The sequence below is a fragment of the Mycobacterium sp. genome (assembly GCF_049802695.1).
Lineage (GTDB): Bacteria > Actinomycetota > Actinomycetes > Mycobacteriales > Mycobacteriaceae > Mycobacterium.
The window spans coordinates 1-19,268 of the sequence record NZ_JBARMY010000326.1; the positions used below are offsets into that span (position 1 = coordinate 1).

The following is a 19,268-nucleotide window of genomic DNA, read 5'->3' on the forward strand; positions in this document are numbered from 1 at the left end:
CCACCAGGACCGGCAGGGCACGCGGCTGGCGCAGGTCGGCGCCGGACACCCAGGCCGTCGCCAACCGCGTCGCAGCCGGCACCCACACCCTGGCCACGCCCGTCGCCTCCAGCTGCCGTTCGAGCTCAGCGGTGTAGACCGGGTCGGCTTCGGCCAGGACTGCCTTGGTAAACACGTTCTGTCCCGGTCCGCCCAGGGCAATGCGGAGGTCGGGCAGGTTCGAGTCGACGTCGAGGCAGCCGTAACGGGGCTTGTCGGCGCTGCCGCAGGTGGCGGTGACACCGGCGCGCACCAAAGCGACCATCAGGCCGCGCGCCAGCGGTCCCGACAGCGCCTCGGTCGGTGACACCACCTCGACCACCGACATCGCACGCGTGCCAGCACCGACGCGGACCCGCGCCGCCGTGGACAGCCCGAACCAGCCGTAGGCGGGGTTGTCCAGCGTCCACGGAAACTCCGCGGTGTCCACCGACGAACCGGTTTCCGGGTCGTGCAACAAGGCGAATCCGCGACCGATGACGGCGTCACCCACTTCGCTGACCGGCATGCTGCCCGGTATCGGGCACGGCCAGCGCAGGCGCAGCAGCCGGTCGGCACCGGTGAACTTCGCGATGCTGGTGCGGCAGTCCACTCGGGCCACACCGCGCCACAAGGTGAGCGTCTGGTTGTAGCGCAAGACGTCCTTGATCTCGCCATGCACGACGAGCCGCTGGCCCAGCGGGCCGTGGTAGGCGCGCACCCGGGCGGGTGTCTCCGACGAGCAGGCAACACACGCCTTGGGCACCAGATGCCAAGGACCTTCACCGCCGGTGGGATGCCCGGGATACTCCTCGTAGACGGCAAGCTCGTTGGCCACCCGGCCGTCGGCGATCAGCTCGCGACCGTTGTGCATCCACGACGACACCGCGCCGCCGCGGGCCGGGTCGGCCGTCAGCCGGTGCTGCTCGTTGGCGATCTGGTAACCGGCCGCCGGTTCCCATCCCGTCGGCGCCGCCCCAGTTTCGAGGTCGGTTTTCGAGTCGGCGACCAAGCGGTAGGCCCGCCATCCCAACGACGGCATGTCGCGCGCCAGCCAGGTGACTGACCTTCCGTCGTGCTCCACGTGGGTGGGCAACGCAACCCCGTCGGCGTCCGCCACGTGCATACCCTTCGCGGCGGGCGCGTCGAGCCGCGCCGTGACCACATCGGTCCGTTCAGACGTCAGCGGGTTCCACACCACGAGGTCGCCGCTGACGGCGCTGGACAGCCGCGTCAGGGCGCCGTCGCGGATCGAACGGCCGAGCTCCCACGCCTCGCGCCAGCCGGTCAGCAGGTCGAGGTAGACCTGGTCGGATTCCGAGCCGGTGATGGCGTCGTGGTGCGCACCATAGGCAAGCTGCACCCACGCCTTGGCCAGCGCCGCCTGCGGGTAGTCCGCGCCGGCCAGCAGGTCGGCGAACACGGCGAACTTCTCTGCGTCGAGCACGGCGTTCTCCGCGGCCCGGTTGGCCAGCTTGGTGTCGATGTAGGACACGTCTTTGCCGGTGTAGACCGGGTTCATGTCGCGGGTCTGTGGTGACGGGGCGAGGCCGTGCGCGTCGAGCTCGGCGCGCACGGCGGCGAAGAACTCGCGCGGCAGCGCACACACGAACCGCGGCCAGGTGTAGCGCGAATTCCAGTCCCGGTGGATGTCCGTGACCCACTTGTTCGGCGGTGTGAAGTCGGTGCCGACCGGCAGCAGCACATTGCGGGTGAGCGCGACCTGCTTCAGCTCCTCGAACAACCGGTAGGTGGCGGCTTCGGCCTCGGCCAGCGATGTCGACTCGTCCATCCACCAGCCGGCCGAGTAATGCGCGGGCATGTAGTGGGTGAGCAGACCACGACCGGACGGGGCGATCCACTCGAACTCGCTGCAGAACTGCATGCCCTGCACTCCGCCGTCGCTGTGCGTCGGGCCCCACTGGTGGTGCGGTCCGCGGGCCCATGAACTGGACGTCAGTCCGGCGTCGGCGGCCATGCCGGGGAATTGCGGGTCGTGGCCGAACACATCGAGCTGCCATGCCGTCGTGGGGTCTGCACCGAGCACGTCGCGCTGAAATCCCATCCCGTGCACCAGGTTTCGGATGGTGGTCTCGGGTCCGGTGAGGTTGGTGCTCGGCTCGTTGTAGGTGCCGCCCATCACCTCGACGCGCCCTTCCGCCAGCAGGCGCCGCAGCTCGGCGCGGTCCTCGGGATGGGCGTCCCAGTACGGCTTGAGGTAGTCGACCTCGGCGAGCACGAATTTGTACACCGGGTCATGCCGGGCCATGTCCAGGTGCCGATGCACCAGCTCGAAAGCATTAGTCTGCCGGCAACGGCCGGGCGGGTCCGCCGACCACATGCTGGTATAGGCACCCTGGGTGTTCCACCACACCGGGTCGTAGTGGAAGTGGCTGATCATGAACATCGTCCAGCCCGGCTCCGCCACGACGAAGGTGAACGGCGTGCTGGTGTCGCCGACCTCCACCCGTGCGGTGCGACGCCGGCCGACTGCGGTGTCCAGGGGGTTCTCGACTGCTACCGGCACCTCGACGACGCCCTGGCCGGGTCGGGCGAACGCCCCGCCGGCCACGCCGTCGCCGTCGATGCGAACACGCACCTGTTCCGCGCAGTCGGCGACGGTGACGCGGACGAGTTGCAGCGGCGCGTCGGGCGGCCCGACGAACAGCTCGGTCGACTCCGCGGAGATGACCCGCACTCTCGCACCTTACGGCCGCGACGTGTGGTCAGTGCCGGGTTACGTCCACGACGAGCGGGCGATGGTCGGAAATCGCCAGCGTGGGCGTCGAGCACAGGTCGGCAACCAACCGCCGGTCGTCGGTGAGGATGTGGTCGAGCTGACGCTCGGGCTGGTCGCTGGGGAACGTCGGTGCAGTCGCCAGCGGCCGCAGCCGCGTCCAGCGCTGCGGCGTCGGCGGAGTCATGTTGAGATCGCCCATCAGCACGCGCGGACCGGCAAAGCCGCGCAGATCCTGGGCCAGTCGATACAGCTGCACGCGGTTCCAGCCGGGAACGAACGACAGGTGGGTGTTGGCCACGGTCAGCGGGCCCAGGTCGGTGTCCAGTCGGGCCAGCACCGCCGCGCGCGGTTCTTCGTCGACGATCTGCACCCGGCGCGGTCCGGGCAGATACATCGGAAATCTGCCCCGGATCCGCGGCAGCCGCACCACCTGCCAGTTCAAAGCCGGAAACCTCGACAACAGCGCGATGCCGTAGGCGGCGGCGCCGGGTTGATCGTCACCGGTCGCGGCCATCCAGGTGGCTCCCGGAGTTCCGGAGATCGCGGCGACGAACCGGTGGCTCACCGCGCCCATCGCCTCGGCCGCGACGGCAGTGAGATCCGCCATAGCCGAGCGGGGCTGGTCGAAGTCGACTTCCTGCAAAGCCAGCACGTCAGCGTCCAGTTGCCGCACACAGGCAGCGAGCCGATTCACGTCAACCTCGCCGTCGTGCGCGGTGCTGCCGTGCAGGATGTTGAACGTCGCTATCCGCATGGGTAATAGCTTCCCCCTGGAAGAATTGGAAAATATGACAGTTCTCCGATCAGCCGAAGCGGCGTCCTCCAGCGACCGACTGCGCGAGGCGCTGCGACGGGCCGCCTCGGCGCTCAAAGCGCACGGACCGCAGTTCGCGCTTGCGGGCAGCTACGCGCTGTGGGTGCACGGCGGCCCGGAGCCGGTGCACGACGTCGACTTCGCCATCGCCGAGCCGGACGTCGATGCGGCGACGGTCACCCTGGAAGCCGCCGGATTCACCATCAGCCGGCCACCGGAAGACTGGCTGTTCAAGGCCGGCCTGGACAGCGTTTTCGTCGACGTGCTGCACGCCATCAACGATGTCCCGGTCGACGCCGAGATGATCCGGTCCGGCGAGAGCCAAGAAGTGCTGGCAATTCGTATGCAAGTGTTGTCGCCGACACTGGTGTTGACTCAGAAACTCTGCGCCCTGCACGAGCACAGCTGTGATTTCGCGAAGCTGCTGCCAGCTGTTCGCGCCGTCCGGGAGCGGGTCGACTGGGAGCAGTTGAGGGCGAACACGGCCGTGAACGACTTCGCGGTGGCGTTCTTCACCTTGACCGACCGGCTCGGCATCACCAGCCCGCCGCAGTGATCCCGCTCACAGCATCTGGGCCCGCAATTGGGCCTCAACGCCAACCCTTTGGCACACTGCTGGAATGAGTCCGACCACGCATCGTGAGGTAGCCAAGCTGGATCGGGTGCCCTTGCCAGTCGAGGCGGCCCGTATCGGGGTCACAGGCTGGCAAGTCGCCCGCACCGCCGCCCGCGTCGTCAGCAAATTGCCCCGCTCCGGCCGCTGGCAGCAGAAAATGATCAAAGAAGTACCGCAGGCCTTCGCCGACCTGGGACCCACCTACGTCAAGTTCGGCCAGATCATCGCGTCCAGCCCGGGCGCTTTCGGCGAGCAGCTGTCCCGTGAATTCCGCAGCCTGCTGGACCGGGTGCCGCCGGCCGACAGAGACGAGGTGCACAAACTTTTCGTCGAAGACCTCGGCGCCGAGCCGTCCGAACTGTTCGCGACGTTCGAAGAGGAGCCGTTTGCGTCGGCGTCCATCGCGCAGGTGCATTTCGCCACCCTGCACAGTGGTGAGGAGGTCGTCGTCAAGATTCAGCGGCCGGGCATCCGCCGCCGGGTTGCCGCCGACCTGCAGATCCTCAAGCGTTTCGCGCAGGCTGTGGAACTGGCCAAGCTTGGTCGACGGCTGTCGGCACAGGACGTCGTCGCAGACTTCTCCGACAACCTGGCCGAAGAGCTGGACTTCCGCCTGGAGGCGCAGTCCATGGACGCCTGGGTCTCGCATCTGCATGCCTCGCCGCTGGGCCGCAATATCCGCGTGCCACAGGTGTACTGGGACTTCACCAGTCACCGGGTGCTGACGATGGAGCGGGTGAACGGCATCCGCATCGACGATGCCGCCGGTATCCGCAAAGCCGGATTCGACGGCGTCGAATTGGTCAAAGCGCTGCTGTTTTCGTTGTTCGAGGGCGGGCTGCGGCACGGGTTGTTCCACGGCGACCTGCATGCCGGCAACCTGTACGTCGACGACGAGGGTCGCATCGTCTTCTTCGACTTCGGCATCATGGGCCGCATCGACCCGCGGACCCGCTGGCTGCTGCGCGAGCTGGTGTACGCGCTGCTGGTCAAGAAGGACCACGCCGCTGCGGGCAAGATCGTCGTGTTGATGGGCGCCGTCGGCACCATCAAGCCGGAGGCGCAGGCCGCTAAGGATCTGGAAGCGTTCTCCACCCCCTTGACGATGAAGTCGCTGGGCGACATGAGTTACGCGGACATCGGGCGGCAGCTTTCGACGCTGGCCGACGCCTACGACGTCAAGCTGCCACGAGAGTTGGTGCTGATCGGCAAGCAATTCCTCTACGTCGAGCGGTACATGAAACTGCTGGCGCCGAAATGGCAGATGATGTCCGATCCGCAGCTGACCGGTTATTTCGCCAACTTCATGGTCGAGGTCAGCCGCGAGCACCAAGCCGACGTAGAAGTCTAAAAGGTCTTTGGACGATGGAAGTTCGTACCGGTAAAGCCCGTTCGGGTGATCTGCACCTCTACTACGAGGACATGGGTGATCCCAACGACCCGGCGGTGCTGCTCATCATGGGCTTGGGCGCGCAATTGTTGTTGTGGCGCAGCGCTTTCTGCGAGAAGCTGGTCGCCGAAGGGCTGCGGGTGGTCCGCTACGACAACCGGGACGTCGGCCTGTCGGACAAGACTGAACGGCATCGCTCGACTGAGTCGCTGATTCTTCGGATGGTCAAATTCTGGTTCGGGATTCGCAGCGGAGCGGCCTACAAGCTGGAGGACATGGCCGACGACGCCGCCGCGGTGCTCGACCACCTCGGAATCGAGCGGGCCCATATCGTCGGCGCTTCGATGGGCGGCATGATCGCTCAGATCTTCGCGGCGCGTTTCCGCGAGCGGACACGGTCGCTGGCGATCATCTTCTCCAGCAACAATCGCCGGCTGTTGCCGCCATCCGCGCCGGATGCCCTGCTGGCGATGGTCAAAGGACCGTCGCCGAACTCGCCGCGCGATGTGATCATCGACAACGTGGTGCGGGTCAGCCGCATCATCGGCAGCCCCGGATATCCGGCGCCCGAACAGCGGATCCGCGACGAGGCGATCGAAGGGTATGAACGCAGCTACTACCCGTGGGGCATCAGCCAACACCTGAACGCGATCATCGGAAGCGGCGATCTGTCGCGCTATGACCGGCAGATCACCGCCCCCACCGTCGTCATCCACGGCAAGGCGGACAAGTTGATGCGACCCTCCGGTGGCCGCGCGGTGGCGAGTGCGATCAAAGGCGCCCGACTGGTCCTGTTGGAGGGCATGGGACACGATCTGCCTGAACAGCTTTGGGACCGGGTGATCAGCGAATTGACGACTAATTTCGCTGAGGCTGACTAGCCGATTTACCGGGTGACTCACTGGGCGTGAATGTGCCATCGGGGGCCTTCAACCTGTAGGGTTCCCACAGGTCCACACCGGCTCAAGACCAGAAGTGTGCGCAGAGAACAACGGAGGACGCAGTGCCTGACGAACCGAGTGGGACGAGGACGCGAACGCGCCCGGAAGACATCCAGGCCCACTACGACCTCTCCGAAGAATTCTTCGAGCTGTTCCAGGGCCCGACCCGGATATACAGCAGCGCCTATTTCGAACCACCCGAACTGACGCTGGACGAAGCGCAGATCGCGAAAATCGACCTGAACTTGAGCAAGCTGGACCTCAAGCCCGGCATGACGCTGCTCGACATCGGCTGCGGCTGGGGCGACACGATGAAGCGCGCTGTCGAGAAGTACGACGTGAACGTTATCGGCCTGACCCTGTCGAAAAATCAGTATGCCCGCGCACAAGTTCTTCTCGACTCGATCGACACCGACCGCTCACGCGAGGTGTTTCTGCACGGGTGGGAGGATTTCCACAAACCTGTCGACCGGATCGTGTCCATCGAGGCTTTCGAGCACTTCGGCTTCGAGAACTACGACGACTACTTCAAACGGTGTTTCAACATCATGCCCGACGACGGGCGGATGACCGTGCAGAGCAGTGTCGGCTATCACCCTTACGATCTGCACGCCCGCGGCAAGAAGCTCACATTCGAGACCGCACGGTTCATCAAGTTCATCATCACCGAGATCTTCCCCGGCGGTCGAATTCCCACCACCGCGATGATGGTCGAACACGGCGAGAAGGCCGGTTTCGTCGTTCCGGAGCCCCTTTCACTGCGCCCGCATTACGTGAAGACGCTGCACCTGTGGGGCGATGCGCTGGAATCCAACCGGGACAAGGCGATCGAGATCACCTCTGAAGAGGTCTACAACCGGTACATGCGCTACCTGCGCGGTTGCGAGGCCCACTTCGTCGAAGAGACGCTCGACGTCAGCCTGGTCACATACCTCAAGCCCGGCGCCGCGGCGTAGCCGCGGACAGGTTGCGTCGGCACCACAGCCGTCCCATTGGTAACGCAGGACGACTAGCAGTGCACGTGTGAACAAGATATCGCATGGGCTATCACCGGCGAGGACGCTCTATTGCCCTCAGCTCGCGACGCCGAACGCCACCGGCGCCTTGCCCTACGCCTCCCGCTTGATGGTCGGCTAAGGGCCGCGGCGCCACCGGCGCCTTGCCCTACGCCTCGGCGAAATTCCGGGTGACGGACGGGTCGACCGGAATCCCCGGACCCGTGGTCGTCGAGATGGTGACCTTCTTCAGGTAGCGGCCCTTCGACGTCGACGGCTTGTGCCGCAGCACCTCGTCGATCGCGGCGCCGTAGTTCTCGGCCAGCCGCTTCTCGTCGAACGAGGCCTTGCCGATGACGAAATGCAGGTTCGCCTGCTTGTCGACCCGAAAGTTGATCTTGCCGCCCTTGATGTCGGCGACGGCTTTGGTCACGTCAGGAGTCACCGTGCCGGTCTTCGGGTTGGGCATCAGACCGCGCGGGCCCAGGATCCGGGCGATCCGACCCACTTTGGCCATCTGATCCGGGGTGGCGATCGCTGCGTCGAAATCCAGCCAGCCGCCTTGAATCCGTTCGATCAGGTCTTCGCTGCCCACCGCGTCGGCGCCGGCGGCTTCGGCTTCCGCGGCCTTCTCGCCCACCGCGAACACCACCACACGCGCGGTCTTGCCGGTGCCGTGCGGGAGATTGACTGTGCCACGGACCATCTGGTCCGCCTTGCGCGGGTCGACCCCGAGTCGGATGGCTACCTCGACCGTCGCGTCCTGCTTGGTCGACGACGTCTCCTTGGCCAGTTTGGCCGCTTGCAGCGGGGTGTAGAGGTTGGCACGGTCCACCTTCTCGGCGGCGGCGCGGTATGCCTTGCTGGTTTTGCTCATTGAGATATCCAATCTGACGTTGGTTGTGGTTGGTTCTGTCGGGCCGAAGCTGGCCCTCCCACGGTCGTCTTGATTTGTCGGACTCCTCCTCGGGCCGTCACCGGCCCACATCGTCGTCCGACGCCGAAGCTATTCGACAGTGATGCCCATCGACCGGGCCGTCCCGGCGATGATCTTGGCGGCAGCGTCGAGGTCGTTGGCGTTGAGGTCGGCCTTCTTGGAGTCGGCGATCTCGCGGACCTGATCCCAGGTGACCTTGGCGACCTTCGTCTTGTGCGGCTCGGCGGAGCCCTTCTGCACGTTCGCGGCCTTCAGCAGCAGCTGCGCAGCCGGCGGCGTCTTCAGCGCGAACGTGAAGCTGCGGTCCTCGTAGACGGTGATCTCGACGGGGATGACGTTGCCCCGCTGATTCTCGGTCGCGGCGTTGTACGCCTTGCAGAACTCCATGATGTTGACGCCGTGCTGGCCGAGCGCGGGACCGACCGGTGGCGCAGGGTTCGCCTGACCCGCCTGGATCTGCAGCTTGATCAGACCGGTGACTTTCTTCCTCTTCTTCGGCGGCATGAGGTGTTGATGTTCCTTCCTGAGCTGATGGCCGGCGCTTGCCGACTTAGATCTTGGAGACCTGGGTGAAGGTCAGTTCGACAGGTGTTTCGCGGCCGAAGATGGACACCAGCACCTTGAGTTTCTGCTGCTCGACATTGACCTCGTTGATCGTGGCGGGCAGCGTGGCGAAGGGTCCGTCCATGACCGTGACCGACTCGCCGACCTCGTAGTCCACTTCGATGACAGGACGTTCCAGGCCGCCTTCGGTTGCCGCCGCGGCCGTGCTGGCGGCACCCTTGGCGGGCTTCTTCGCGGCGCCTTGCGGCAGCAGGAACTTCACCACGTCGTCCAGCGACAGCGGCGAGGGACGCGAGGTGGCGCCGACGAATCCCGTGACACCGGGCGTGTTGCGCACCGCCGCCCACGATTCGTCGGTCAGATCCATTCGCACCAGGATGTAACCCGGCAACACCTTGCGGTTGACCTGCTTGCGCTGACCGTTCTTGATCTCGGTGACCTCTTCGGTGGGTACCTCCACCTGGAAGATGTAGTCACCGACGTCGAGGTTCTGCACACGGGTCTCGAGGTTGGCTTTCACCTTGTTCTCGTATCCCGCGTAAGAGTGGATGACATACCAGTCACCCGGCTTACCGCGCAGCTCCGACTTGAGAGCGGTGGCAGGGTCGACTTCGTCAGCCGGCTCCGGGCTGGCCTCAGCGGCCGTGTCGTCTCCGATCTCTGCCTCTGCCGTTTTCAGGTCGACCGTTTCACCCGCGGGCGTATCGCCGTCGAAGGTAGTCACGGGTCTTAGTCCTCTCTATAACTTACGAAGGTGAGCCGAATACCAGCATCACCAATTTGGCCAGGCCCAGATCCGCCAGTCCGACCAACGCGACCATGAACGCGAGAAAAACAAGCACCACCGAGGTGTATGTCATCATCTGTTTGCGGTTCGGCCAGATCACCTTCCGCAGTTCACCGACAACCTGCTTGAGGTAGGTGAGGACGAAGACGATCGGGTTCGGGCCCGCCGGCTTCTTCTTCTTGCTTCTGGCTTTTTTGGTTTTTTTGGCGCGCTTGTCCTTGGCTTTGGCGTCGTCGCCCTCCCCGGCGACTTCGACCGCCACCGACGCAGAGGCGTCGCCGTCGGCGTCGTCGTCACTGCGCTGCCGCGACCGCTTGCCGGTAGGCCGCTGCGGGCGCGTCACCACAGCTGTCCGGCCGCCACTTTCCGTGTCGCTGCCGTCGCCTGCGGCGTCGGCACTATCGTGCTCGTCGCTCACCGCGTGCTCCTTTATCCCTAGTGACCACTATCCCTAGTGACCACTCTCCAGTGTCCACCATCGCTAGATCCTATGTCCGGCTTCTCTTCGGCCCGTCCCGGCCCGCATCGTCGCCGGACGCCTACGCCTCCAGCAGGGGCGACAGGACTTGAACCTGCAACCTGCGGTTTTGGAGACCGCTGCTCTGCCAGTTGAGCTACGCCCCTTCAGGGGTTGGCTTAGGCTCGAGAAAGCCAACCTGTTCGCTACGGGGCCTACATCAGCGCCACTCCTCCGCATCGCTTCGCTCTGCATCGTCGTCGGCGCGCATAACACGCGCGCTCTCCGTTCGGTGAACCGACGGACAGCGCGCTGCAATGGGAAAACCCCGAGGCCCGAGTGTACATCGATGCAGGTACCGGGTACCAAATCAGGCTGTCCGGACAACCTGCCCGGATTCGAGGTCCCACTTGAGCTGGATCGACTTGTCGCCCTCGTGGCCCATCACCGTGGTATAGGCCTCCAGCACCAACTCACCGTTGTCATTGGTCAAGGTGTTCCTGGTGACGACGATGTCCGCGCCGAATCGCTCATCCACCGAGGCGACTTCCATGGTTGCCCACAGTATGTCCCCGGCAAGTACCGGTTTGCGGTAGATGAATTTCTGGTCGACCTGGACGAGCTGCAGGGTCTCATAGCCGGTGTCGACATTGCGCATGAAGTCGGCCTGGACGATCTTGGCGAGAATCGAGACGTAGGTCAGCGGAGCGACGATGTCGTCGTAGCCGAGTTCGGCAGCCGCGTCTTCGTGGTAGCTGGCACGGTCCTCGGACTTGACCGCGCTGGCGAAAGTGCGCACTTGCTCGCGGCCCACCACGAAGTAGTCCGGGTACCGGTAGACCATTCCCCGGATGTCGGTCTTGAGCGCCATGACTAGGCGAGCTTTGCCGTCGCGGTCGCCCGGCCGAAGATCTTCTTGCCGCCGCTAGTTGCCGTCAGCGCAATCACCACCGACTTGCTGTCCGGATCAACCGACTTCACCCGACCGGTGAACACGATCTCGGCGCCCTTGCCGTCGTTGGGCACCGGCACCACCGCGGTGAAGCGGACGTTGTACTCGGTCACCGCGCCCGGGTCGCCGATCCAGGAGGTGACATAGCCACCACCCAGGCCCATGGTCAGCATGCCGTGCGCGATCGCGGTGTCCAGCCCGACCATCTTGGCGATTTCATCGTCCCAGTGGATCGGGTTCAAGTCACCGGACACCCCGGCGTAAGCCACCAAATCCGCCCGGGTCAGCGGGTAGACCTTCTCCGCAAGCTGGTCGCCCACCTGCACCGAACTGAACTCACGCAGCGCCATCAGAAAATCCCTCGTCTCCGTCCCCACTCGCACGACCCGCCAAGGTCGTATAAGTCTCTTGCACTACTTGGCCTGCCGCATTGCTCACGATGTTCTTCGTCACGATGAGGTCGGTGCCGTGCGCCCTGCGTACCGAGTCGACGTACACGTCGCAGTACAACCGGTCGCCGGCCTGGATCGGCACCGAAAATTTGAGCACCTGGTCGACCTGGACGATCTGGGCTTCCTGAATCGCGATGTCGGCGTGTGCGAAGAACGCTGACTGGGCTTGATAGCCGAATATCGAGATGAACGTCAGCGGTGCCAGCACGCCCTTATACCCGAGCTCCTCAGCAGCTGATTCTTCGAAGAAGAAAGCGTCATGGTTCTGGACGGCCGTCGCGTACTCGCGGACTTTCTCCCGCTCAACTTCGTAAAAGTCGGGGTAGCGGTAGTGCATCCCGACCATATTCGACGACAGCGACACGAGGGTAGACCTTACCTAGTCGACTTCGGCAAACCTGTCTGGGTTGGCTCTAGCGTGTCTCGCGATGCGCCTGGTGCTTGCCGCAATTGGGGCAGAACTTCTTCAGTTCCAGCCGGTCGGGATCGTTGCGGCGGTTCTTCTTGGTGATGTAGTTGCGGTGTTTACACACCTCACAGGCCAGGGTGATCTTCGGCCGCACATCAGTACTGGACGCCACGTCACTTCTCTTTCTGGGTGTTCTTCGTATTGTTTTGTAGCGATGGCCGGACTCGAACCGGCGACCTAACGATTATGAGTCGTTCGCTCTAACCGACTGAGCTACATCGCCCCGGGGCCACATTGCCTTTCTGGGGCCGCCGGCCCACTCGGCGTCCGCCGAGCCCCCTAACGGAATCGAACCGTTGACCTTTTCCTTACCATGGAAACGCTCTGCCGACTGAGCTAAGGGGGCACCACCCGAAGCAGCCGGCCGATCTGTGCCGCGGGCCTAGAAGAGGGTACAACCTGGCTCGCAAGCCGGCCAAACTGATGGGCGCCGATCACCAACGTACCGATCGGACTGCGGCCGGACGCCGGGCCGTCACCCGGTGTCGGCGGCACCGCGTCATAGGCTGGTGAAATGCCGAGTTCGGAGCAGCTCTACTTCCGTCAATTGCTCTCCGGTCGTGACTTCGCCGGCGGAGACGTGATTGCGACACAGATGCGCAACTTCGCTTACCTGATCGGCGACCGGTCGAGCGGTGACTGCCTGGTCGTGGACCCGGCTTACGCGGCCGGGGATCTGCTGGACACACTCGAGGGTGACGGTATGCGGCTGTCCGGGGTGCTGGTCACCCATCACCATCCCGACCACGTGGGCGGCTCGATGATGGGCTTCGAGCTCAAGGGCCTGGCTGAACTGCTCGACCGCACCAGCGTTCCGGTGCACGTGAATTCCCATGAAGCGCTGTGGGTTTCCCGCGTCACCGGAATCGGCATGAACGATCTGACCACCCATGAGCACGGTGACAAGGTCAGCGTCGGCGACATCGAGATCGAGTTGCTCCACACGCCCGGCCATACCCCCGGCAGTCAATGCTTTCTGCTCGACGGTCGACTGGTCGCCGGGGACACGCTTTTCCTGGAGGGCTGCGGGCGCACCGACTTCCCCGGCGGCGACTCCGACGAGATGTACCGCAGCCTGCAACAGCTCGCACAACTCGCAGGTGACCCGACGGTCTTCCCTGGGCACTGGTACTCGATGCAGCCCAGTGCGTCGCTGTCGGAGGTCAAAAGTTCCAACTACGTTTACCGGGCGTCGAATCTCGATCAATGGCGAAAGCTGATGGGCGGCTGACCGGCTGAGACTTGGCTGCCAGCAACGCAACCGAAGGGCCGGAAAGCCGACGTCGGCGGATCGCCCGGCACCGAGCACTGTGATATAAGCGGGAGAATGGATGCCATGGGCTGGATCCACGATCGCTGGCACGACGTCACCCGAGCGGGCTCCGGCACGTGGTTGGCGTCGGCTGCGTGGCTCGCGCTCGCACTCGGGGTCGTCGCGCTGCTGTACACGCACCGGCAAATTCAGCGCAGCCGACACTTGGCGGCGGAGCGGTCTCGGCCGCACGTCGCGATGTTCATGGAACCGCATGCCACCGACTGGCATGTGATCGAGCTGGTGGTGCGAAACTTCGGCAAGACCGCCGCTTACGACGTCGAGTTCGCTTTCCCCGATCCGCCAACCGTGGCTGCCTATGAGAGCGCGTCCGATGGCTACGGCAATGTTTCCGAGCTGCAACTGCCGCGAACGTTGGCGTCGCTGGCACCTGGCCAGGAATGGCGCACAGTCTGGGATTCCGCGCTCGACCGAGCGGAATTCGGCGACAGCATCGGATCGCAGTTCTCCGGCACGGTGACCTACTTCGACCGGCCTGAGCACGCGCGGCGGTTCTGGCAGCGCACCCGCCGTCCGCTGCAGACGCCGGTCGTGCTGGATTGGGACAGCCTGCCGCCGGTGCAGCGCATCGAGTTGATGACCAACCACGACCGGGCGAAGCGGGAAAAGCAGAAGCTGGAGTTGTTGCGCAACCTGGTGACTTACTTCCACTACGCCACCAAGGAAACGCGACCGGAGGTGTTCCGCAGCGAGATCGAGCGGATCAAGCGGGCGGCAGAGGAAACGCAGGATAGGTGGCGTACCCGTCAGCTCGACGCACCCACCGACGTCAACGTCAGCTTGCGGTGGGGTGACGCCGGAGCCGATTTGGGCAGGCATCGTCAGCAAGTCTGACGAGAAGCCCGGCGCAAAGATGTCCACATCGAAGGAGTCTTCATGACCGGCCCGGTCAACTACCGTCACGACGATCCGATCGCGGTGATCACCCTCGATGACGGCAAGGTCAATGCGCTGGGTCCGGCGATGCAGCAAGCCATCACCGACGCGCTGGACAGCGCCGACCGGGACGGCGTCGGCGCGGTGGTGATCGCGGGAAATCACCGGGTCTTCAGCGGCGGCTTCGACCTGAAAATCCTCACCTCCGGTGACCTGCAGCCGGCCATCGAGATGCTCAAAGGTGGCTTCGAGCTGGCGCACCGGCTGCTGTCCTATCCCAAGCCGGTGGTGATGGCCTGCACCGGCCATGCCATCGCGATGGGCGCGTTCCTGCTGGCCAGCGGAGACCACCGGGTGGCGGCGCAGGCCCACAACATTCAGGCCAACGAAGTTGCGATCGGTATGACCATTCCGTTCGCGGCACTGGAGATCATGAAACTGCGGCTGACGCCGTCGGCGTACCAACAGTCCGCCGGGCTGGCCAAGACGTTCTTCGGCGAGACCGCCGTCGCCGCGGGCTGGCTCGACGAGGTGGTGTTACCCGACATGGTGTTGGACCGGGCCCTGGAAGCGGCACGAGAATTCACCAACCTCAACCAACAGGCGCACCTCGCGACCAAGTTGCGCGCACGCGCAGAGACGCTGCGGGGCATTCGCGCCGGAATCGACGGGATGGCCGCCGAGTTCGGGCTCTAGCGGGATGGGCCCGGTCTCTCTTCGTGCGTTGCACGCGCTCATCGCCCCGGGCCCGGCGGGACTGCCGGCCGCCGCACCCCCCGGCGCCTTCAGCCTTGCGCTGAAACCCAGTCGTAGGGCAGGAACTTCCCGTCGAACGTCACGACCACGCGGTCACCGGATGGGTGCGGTTTCTTCTGCAGATCGACACTGAAGTTGATGGCGCTCATGATCCCGTCGCCGAACTGCTCGTGGATCAGCTCCTTGAGCGCCGGGCCGTAGACCTGAATCGCTTCGTAGAAACGGTAGACGGTCGGGTCGGTCGGCGTTGGCATAGGCAAACCTCCGCGCATGGGCGACGCGGCCAGCACCGGCACTGCCGACTCCTCCAGGCCCAGCAGCTCGACGAGGACCTCGCCCAGGTCCGCGGGTATCGGGTGCTGGCCCAGCAATGCCGACGTCGTCCAGACAGCCGGCCTGCCGATCGCGTCAGCGAGCTGCTGCCAGGTCAGGCCTTTCTGCAAGCGGGCAACGACGATTTGCTCGGTGATCTCGTTTCTGGTCACGGCTACCAGCATGCCCCCGGGTGCAAACCCCGTGATTGGTGTCGCCGCCGGATGTACGCTGCGCAGCATTGGATCTTCAGCCAAGAGGACCGGGGTCGTTATGCGGATCGTTGTCGACCTGAACCGCTGCCTGGGATACGCGCAATGTGTGCCGCTCGCACCGAGCGTGCTCAAACTCAGCGGCGAAGAGGCCCTCACCTACGACCCCAACCCGGATGACACTGAGCGGCTGCGGGTGTTACGGGCAGCGGCGTCATGCCCCGTGCAGGCGATCATCGTGGACCGGCTCGACAGCGACTAGGTGTCTGTGGTGAGCAGATGACCGGGAATGGCTTCAGAGACAAGGGGCGCATCGTCATTGTCGGTGCCTCGCTGGCCGGGCTTCGTGCCGCCGAAGCACTACGGGAAGAGGGTTTCCGGGGGCACCTCACCATCATCGGTGACGAGCCGTGTGAGCCGTATGACCGGCCTCCACTGTCCAAACAGGTCCTCAAGGGATGGGTGGCCGCTGATCATACGAAGCTGCCGCGGCTCCGCCAGGTCGATGCCGAGTGGCGGCTCGGTGTGGCCGCGACTGCTCTGGACCGTGCCAACCGGCTGGTGCGGCTGGCTGACGGCACCGAGGTGGCGGGCGATCGCCTGCTGATCGCGACGGGTGTGCGTAGTCGGCAATGGCCCAACCCGGAGGAAGCCGCGCTGGCGGGCGTTCACACTCTGCGCACGAGTGCCGATGCCGTACGGCTACAGGCCGCATTGGCCACCCATCCCCAGCGGGTGCTGATCATCGGTTCGGGGTTCATCGGTTCGGAAGTGGCCTCGGTGTGCCGCGAGATCGGCCTGCAGGTGACGGTTACCGAGCGCGGGCCGGCCCCGTTGTCCGGGGCGCTCGGCGGGGTGATCGGCGCGATCGCCGCCGAAATGCAGCGCGCAGCCGGGGTGGATCTTCGCACCGGTGTCTCGGTGCTGACGTTGGAGGGTGACGCGGACGGGCACGTGCGCCGCGCGCGGCTATCGGATGGCAGCACGCTCGACGTCGACGTGGTGGTGACGTCGTTGGGGTCGATCCGCAACGTCGAGTGGCTCGACGGGTCCGGGCTGGCGGCCGGGTTCTGGGGGATTGGGTGTGACGCCGGCTGCCGCGCGTTCGACATCAACGGGGTGGTGACCAATAACGTCTTCGTGGCCGGCGACGTCGCGCGTGCCCCGCATGTGCTCTACGACTATCAGTTCGTGGCAATGGAACATTGGGACAACGCCGTGCTGGGCGCGCGGGTCGCCGCGCACAACATGGTCTGCGACGAAGTCGACCGCTGGGCACATCTGCTGATCCCACAGTTCTGGTCGGGCCAATTCGGTGTCAACATCAAATCCGTTGGCGTGCCGTCCTTCGGCGACGAAATCGTCTTCACCCAGGGTTCGGTGAAGCAGCGCCGGTTCGCCGCGGCCTATGGCCGGCGGGGACGTATCGTCGGCGCGGTCACCTTCAACCACGGTAAGTGGATCGACTTTTACCGGGACGAGATCGCGCGGTCGGGTCCATTTCCACCGCCGCCGCCGGGCTTTGATTTTCCTGAGGACAGGCGCGTGATGCCCGCCGACTTCCCGCCGCGTGGCGTGCCGACTGAAACCCCCGATGTGGTGTTGACGGGGCATGACCCCAGCGAACGTCGCGTCGAATTCCGCCCCCGTCAGCGATGAAGCAGGGATGAGGAGGAGCGACGCCCATGACACCGGAAGAAGCCTTCGACGCCGCAATGCGGTATGAAAACCGCGCGAATCCCTACCCGTTCTTCGACGAGCTGCGCAAGACGCCGGTCGTGCGGGTGACGAACGGTATCTATGCCGTCACCGGATACGAGGAGCTCATTGCCTTGGCCCACGATCCCCGGGTGAGTTCTGACCGTCGCAAAGGTCGCCCGCTTGCCGCCACAGAACCGGAAATTGTCGACGAGTCGGTGATCGAGATGATGGAGGCGTACGGCCGGGAGCCGAGCTTTATCGCGCAGGACCCGCCCGACCACGACCGGGCTCGCCGGCAGTGCATGCGGTTTTTCGGTCCGCCGCATTCACCGGGCGTGATCCCTAGCCAGGAGCCACTGTGTCAGCAGATCGTCGACGACCTGCTGGACAAGGTCGCTGGCAAGCATGGCATAGACGTCGTCGACGAGTTTGCCTATCCGCTGCCGGTCAATGTGATCTGCCGGATCATTGGCGTGCCGATCGGAGACGAGCCACAGTTTCACGCCTGGGTCGCGGACGCGATAACCGGTCTCTTTGACCTCGGGCCCGAGATCGCCACCGAAGAGGGCCGGGCCCGCCGGGCTAAAGGCGAAGCAAGCAACATTGCCTTCAAGAAGTACATCATCGGATTGGTTGAGAAAGCCGAGGAATCCCCCGGCCCGGGCATGATTTCGCAGTTGGTACACGATGACGGACCCGATGGGCGGATGTCGCCGAGTGCGATCGTGAACAACACCATGCTGCTGTTTGCCGCCGGTCATGACTCGACGGTCAATCTGATTTCGCACTGTGTGCTGACCGTGCTGCGCAACCCCGAATCGATCGAGTTATTACGCAGCAAGCCTGAATTGATTCCCCGCGCCATCGAGGAGGTGCTGCGGCTGCAGTCGTCGGTGCAGTTCTTCCCGACCCGATTAGCGCTGGCCGACATCGAGATAGCCGGCACCATGATCCCACGAGGCTCACCCATCTATCTGATGTACGGCGCGGCCAACCGAGATCCGCGGCGTTTCCCCGACCCCAACACGTTCAACCCCCAACGCGCCGACAACGAGCACGTGGGTTGGGGGCGCGGCATTCACGTCTGCTTCGGTGGTCCGCTGGCCCGGCTGGAAGTCAATACCGCCTTCGAGGCATTCGTTCGCCGGGTGGAAAACCCGCGGCTGGTCGAGGACCCACCCCCCTACCGCATCAGCCAAGTTTTCCGCGGCCCAAGGCATCTGCTCGTCGATTACGACGAGATTGGAGCCCGGCGCTGACCCGCCTCAGTGCACGACCTTGATGCCGAGGGCGTAGACGAGCTCGAGCCGGCGATATTCCAGCCGACCGCCGCGCGGCTCACCACCGCCCGTAATGCACGACCTCGGCGAAAGGCCGCCGGTTGGGTTTGCGGATCGGCGCAAGCGGTCGGTCAGCGGGATAGCCGACGCCCAGCAGGTAGGCCACCAGATAGCCGTCCGGGACACCGAGGATGGTGCGAGCTTTGTCCTGGTCACCCACCGACGAGTGGCCGGTGCCGATGCCCAGGTCGGCGGCCGCGAGCATCATCGCCATTGTCGCCTGGCCCACGTCGTACTGGTCGGTCACCTTTCGGCGATCGTCCGGGGGCACCGGAATGACGAACGCGATCGCCGCGGCAGCCGAAGCGATGTGCCCGGCGCCCTGCCACACCGTCGAAAGGTCTTGCAGCTGAGTCCGATCGGTGACGACGACGAAATCCCAGGCCTGACGGTTTTTCGCCGACGGCGCCCGCCATCCGGCCTCGGCGATCCGGTTCAGATCATCTTCGGACACCGGGTCGGGCCGGTACTGCCGTACGTTGCGCCGCGCGCGAATCGCATCCCAGGTTTCCACCGCACTCCCCTACTACCTCTGGATCTGAGCTCTCGCTCGCCTGTCTACCACGCATTCGGTGACCGGCAGAGAAACGCCTACTCGGGTCGGTG

21 protein-coding genes, 3 tRNA genes and 1 pseudogene are annotated in these 19,268 nt (G+C 64.8%); 10 read left to right on the plus strand and 15 right to left on the minus strand.

What is annotated here, in order from left to right; translation table 11 throughout:
- Together WA317_RS13390 and WA317_RS13395 are read right to left on the minus strand one after the other, a co-directional pair.
- Nucleotides 1-2,716, minus strand: a pseudogene (locus WA317_RS13390) (NEW3 domain-containing protein); the annotation flags it as partial.
- A gap of 28 nt (nucleotides 2,717-2,744) precedes the next feature.
- Complete coding sequence (locus WA317_RS13395; protein ID WP_425173496.1) at nucleotides 2,745-3,512, minus strand: endonuclease/exonuclease/phosphatase family protein; 768 nt, start codon at nucleotides 3,510-3,512, stop codon at nucleotides 2,745-2,747.
- 34 nt (nucleotides 3,513-3,546) lie between these two features.
- Here WA317_RS13395 and WA317_RS13400 point away from each other — a divergent pair, with 34 nt between their 5' ends.
- From WA317_RS13400 to WA317_RS13415, 4 genes are all read left to right on the plus strand, one after another.
- Entirely contained in the window at nucleotides 3,547-4,128 is a 582-nt protein-coding gene (locus tag WA317_RS13400; RefSeq protein ID WP_425173497.1) for a nucleotidyltransferase, read from the plus strand.
- 64 nt (nucleotides 4,129-4,192) lie between these two features.
- Entirely contained in the window at nucleotides 4,193-5,539 is a 1,347-nt protein-coding gene (locus tag WA317_RS13405; protein ID WP_425173498.1) for an ABC1 kinase family protein, read from the plus strand.
- Between the two features lie 14 nt (nucleotides 5,540-5,553).
- On the plus strand, nucleotides 5,554-6,459 hold the full coding sequence (locus tag WA317_RS13410; RefSeq protein WP_425173499.1) for an alpha/beta fold hydrolase: 906 nt from the start codon (nucleotides 5,554-5,556) through the stop codon (nucleotides 6,457-6,459).
- 122 nt (nucleotides 6,460-6,581) lie between these two features.
- Entirely contained in the window at nucleotides 6,582-7,475 is an 894-nt protein-coding gene (locus WA317_RS13415) for a cyclopropane mycolic acid synthase family methyltransferase (RefSeq protein ID WP_425173500.1), read from the plus strand.
- 208 nt (nucleotides 7,476-7,683) lie between these two features.
- Here the strand turns inward: WA317_RS13415 and rplA are convergent, their stop codons facing one another.
- The 11 genes from rplA to WA317_RS13470 all read right to left on the minus strand — a co-directional run bounded on the left by rplA (nucleotide 7,684) and on the right by WA317_RS13470 (nucleotide 12,478).
- A complete protein-coding gene (gene rplA / locus WA317_RS13420; RefSeq protein WP_425173501.1) occupies nucleotides 7,684-8,391 on the minus strand; it encodes a 50S ribosomal protein L1 in 708 nt (235 codons plus the stop codon).
- Between the two features lie 129 nt (nucleotides 8,392-8,520).
- The gene (gene rplK, locus WA317_RS13425) at nucleotides 8,521-8,955 is read right to left on the minus strand and encodes a 50S ribosomal protein L11 (RefSeq protein ID WP_425173502.1); all 435 of its coding nucleotides are present in this window, start codon (nucleotides 8,953-8,955) and stop codon (nucleotides 8,521-8,523) included.
- Nucleotides 8,956-9,001: 46 nt separating this feature from the next.
- Nucleotides 9,002-9,739 carry a transcription termination/antitermination protein NusG gene (nusG, locus tag WA317_RS13430; protein WP_425173503.1) on the minus strand — a complete coding sequence of 246 codons (738 nt, stop codon included), beginning with the start codon at nucleotides 9,737-9,739 and terminating at the stop codon, nucleotides 9,002-9,004.
- 22 nt (nucleotides 9,740-9,761) lie between these two features.
- Entirely contained in the window at nucleotides 9,762-10,220 is a 459-nt protein-coding gene (gene secE, locus WA317_RS13435) for a preprotein translocase subunit SecE (RefSeq protein WP_425173504.1), read from the minus strand.
- 133 nt (nucleotides 10,221-10,353) lie between these two features.
- Nucleotides 10,354-10,426: transfer RNA gene (locus tag WA317_RS13440), tRNA-Trp, on the minus strand.
- Nucleotides 10,427-10,629: 203 nt separating this feature from the next.
- On the minus strand, nucleotides 10,630-11,130 hold the full coding sequence (hadC, locus tag WA317_RS13445; RefSeq protein ID WP_425173505.1) for a (3R)-hydroxyacyl-ACP dehydratase subunit HadC: 501 nt from the start codon (nucleotides 11,128-11,130) through the stop codon (nucleotides 10,630-10,632).
- Between the two features lie 2 nt (nucleotides 11,131-11,132).
- Entirely contained in the window at nucleotides 11,133-11,561 is a 429-nt protein-coding gene (hadB, locus tag WA317_RS13450) for a (3R)-hydroxyacyl-ACP dehydratase subunit HadB (RefSeq protein WP_425173506.1), read from the minus strand.
- The gene (gene hadA, locus WA317_RS13455) at nucleotides 11,548-12,009 is read right to left on the minus strand and encodes a (3R)-hydroxyacyl-ACP dehydratase subunit HadA (RefSeq protein WP_425173521.1); all 462 of its coding nucleotides are present in this window, start codon (nucleotides 12,007-12,009) and stop codon (nucleotides 11,548-11,550) included. Before hadA ends, hadB begins: the two co-directional genes overlap by 14 nt.
- Before the next feature lie 67 nt (nucleotides 12,010-12,076).
- Nucleotides 12,077-12,244, minus strand: coding sequence for a 50S ribosomal protein L33 (rpmG, locus tag WA317_RS13460; protein ID WP_003898538.1), 168 nt, complete (start codon nucleotides 12,242-12,244; stop codon nucleotides 12,077-12,079).
- Nucleotides 12,245-12,281: 37 nt separating this feature from the next.
- Nucleotides 12,282-12,355 (minus strand) — tRNA-Met (locus WA317_RS13465).
- 50 nt (nucleotides 12,356-12,405) lie between these two features.
- Nucleotides 12,406-12,478: transfer RNA gene (locus WA317_RS13470), tRNA-Thr, on the minus strand.
- A 168-nt stretch (nucleotides 12,479-12,646) separates the two neighbouring features.
- Between WA317_RS13470 and WA317_RS13475 the strand changes: the two genes are divergently transcribed.
- The 3 genes from WA317_RS13475 to WA317_RS13485 all read left to right on the plus strand — a co-directional run bounded on the left by WA317_RS13475 (nucleotide 12,647) and on the right by WA317_RS13485 (nucleotide 15,037).
- Complete coding sequence (locus WA317_RS13475; protein WP_425173507.1) at nucleotides 12,647-13,363, plus strand: MBL fold metallo-hydrolase; 717 nt, start codon at nucleotides 12,647-12,649, stop codon at nucleotides 13,361-13,363.
- Nucleotides 13,364-13,468: 105 nt separating this feature from the next.
- On the plus strand, nucleotides 13,469-14,299 hold the full coding sequence (locus tag WA317_RS13480; protein ID WP_425173508.1) for a hypothetical protein: 831 nt from the start codon (nucleotides 13,469-13,471) through the stop codon (nucleotides 14,297-14,299).
- 42 nt (nucleotides 14,300-14,341) lie between these two features.
- Complete coding sequence (locus WA317_RS13485; RefSeq protein WP_425173509.1) at nucleotides 14,342-15,037, plus strand: crotonase/enoyl-CoA hydratase family protein; 696 nt, start codon at nucleotides 14,342-14,344, stop codon at nucleotides 15,035-15,037.
- 89 nt (nucleotides 15,038-15,126) lie between these two features.
- Here the strand turns inward: WA317_RS13485 and cynS are convergent, their stop codons facing one another.
- Nucleotides 15,127-15,594: a cyanase gene (cynS, locus tag WA317_RS13490; RefSeq protein WP_425173510.1), complete on the minus strand. Its 468-nt coding sequence runs from the start codon at nucleotides 15,592-15,594 to the stop codon at nucleotides 15,127-15,129.
- A gap of 88 nt (nucleotides 15,595-15,682) precedes the next feature.
- On the opposite strand from cynS, the gene WA317_RS13495 reads away from it, so the two are divergent.
- The 3 genes from WA317_RS13495 to WA317_RS13505 are packed head-to-tail and all read left to right on the plus strand — an operon-like array spanning nucleotide 15,683 to nucleotide 18,581.
- Nucleotides 15,683-15,883, plus strand: a complete 201-nt coding sequence (locus WA317_RS13495; RefSeq protein ID WP_425173511.1) for a ferredoxin — start codon at nucleotides 15,683-15,685, stop codon at nucleotides 15,881-15,883.
- 17 nt (nucleotides 15,884-15,900) lie between these two features.
- Nucleotides 15,901-17,280 carry an NAD(P)/FAD-dependent oxidoreductase gene (locus WA317_RS13500; protein WP_425173512.1) on the plus strand — a complete coding sequence of 460 codons (1,380 nt, stop codon included), beginning with the start codon at nucleotides 15,901-15,903 and terminating at the stop codon, nucleotides 17,278-17,280.
- A gap of 26 nt (nucleotides 17,281-17,306) precedes the next feature.
- Nucleotides 17,307-18,581, plus strand: a complete 1,275-nt coding sequence (locus tag WA317_RS13505) for a cytochrome P450 (RefSeq protein WP_425173513.1) — start codon at nucleotides 17,307-17,309, stop codon at nucleotides 18,579-18,581.
- A 79-nt stretch (nucleotides 18,582-18,660) separates the two neighbouring features.
- Here WA317_RS13505 and WA317_RS13510 read toward each other — a convergent pair whose 3' ends face one another.
- Nucleotides 18,661-19,176 carry a nitroreductase family protein gene (locus WA317_RS13510; RefSeq protein ID WP_425173514.1) on the minus strand — a complete coding sequence of 172 codons (516 nt, stop codon included), beginning with the start codon at nucleotides 19,174-19,176 and terminating at the stop codon, nucleotides 18,661-18,663.
- Between the last annotated feature and the right edge of the window lie 92 nt (nucleotides 19,177-19,268).

Bases quoted from the DNA above. Each gene is read 5' to 3' on its own strand.
- WA317_RS13395 (WP_425173496.1), bottom strand. From the start codon at position 3,512: ATGCGGATAGCGACGTTCAACATCCTGCACGGCAGCACCGCGCACGAC.
- WA317_RS13400 (WP_425173497.1), top strand. From the start codon at position 3,547: ATGACAGTTCTCCGATCAGCCGAAGCGGCGTCCTCCAGCGACCGACTG.
- WA317_RS13405 (WP_425173498.1), top strand. From the start codon at position 4,193: ATGAGTCCGACCACGCATCGTGAGGTAGCCAAGCTGGATCGGGTGCCC.
- WA317_RS13410 (WP_425173499.1), top strand. From the start codon at position 5,554: ATGGAAGTTCGTACCGGTAAAGCCCGTTCGGGTGATCTGCACCTCTAC.
- rplA (WP_425173501.1), bottom strand. From the start codon at position 8,391: ATGAGCAAAACCAGCAAGGCATACCGCGCCGCCGCCGAGAAGGTGGAC.
- rplK (WP_425173502.1), bottom strand. From the start codon at position 8,955: ATGCCGCCGAAGAAGAGGAAGAAAGTCACCGGTCTGATCAAGCTGCAG.
- hadC (WP_425173505.1), bottom strand. From the start codon at position 11,130: ATGGCGCTCAAGACCGACATCCGGGGAATGGTCTACCGGTACCCGGAC.
- hadB (WP_425173506.1), bottom strand. From the start codon at position 11,561: ATGGCGCTGCGTGAGTTCAGTTCGGTGCAGGTGGGCGACCAGCTTGCG.
- hadA (WP_425173521.1), bottom strand. From the start codon at position 12,009: ATGGTCGGGATGCACTACCGCTACCCCGACTTTTACGAAGTTGAGCGG.
- WA317_RS13475 (WP_425173507.1), top strand. From the start codon at position 12,647: ATGCCGAGTTCGGAGCAGCTCTACTTCCGTCAATTGCTCTCCGGTCGT.
- WA317_RS13480 (WP_425173508.1), top strand. From the start codon at position 13,469: ATGGGCTGGATCCACGATCGCTGGCACGACGTCACCCGAGCGGGCTCC.
- WA317_RS13485 (WP_425173509.1), top strand. From the start codon at position 14,342: ATGACCGGCCCGGTCAACTACCGTCACGACGATCCGATCGCGGTGATC.
- cynS (WP_425173510.1), bottom strand. From the start codon at position 15,594: ATGCTGGTAGCCGTGACCAGAAACGAGATCACCGAGCAAATCGTCGTT.
- WA317_RS13495 (WP_425173511.1), top strand. From the start codon at position 15,683: ATGCGGATCGTTGTCGACCTGAACCGCTGCCTGGGATACGCGCAATGT.
- WA317_RS13500 (WP_425173512.1), top strand. From the start codon at position 15,901: ATGACCGGGAATGGCTTCAGAGACAAGGGGCGCATCGTCATTGTCGGT.
- WA317_RS13505 (WP_425173513.1), top strand. From the start codon at position 17,307: ATGACACCGGAAGAAGCCTTCGACGCCGCAATGCGGTATGAAAACCGC.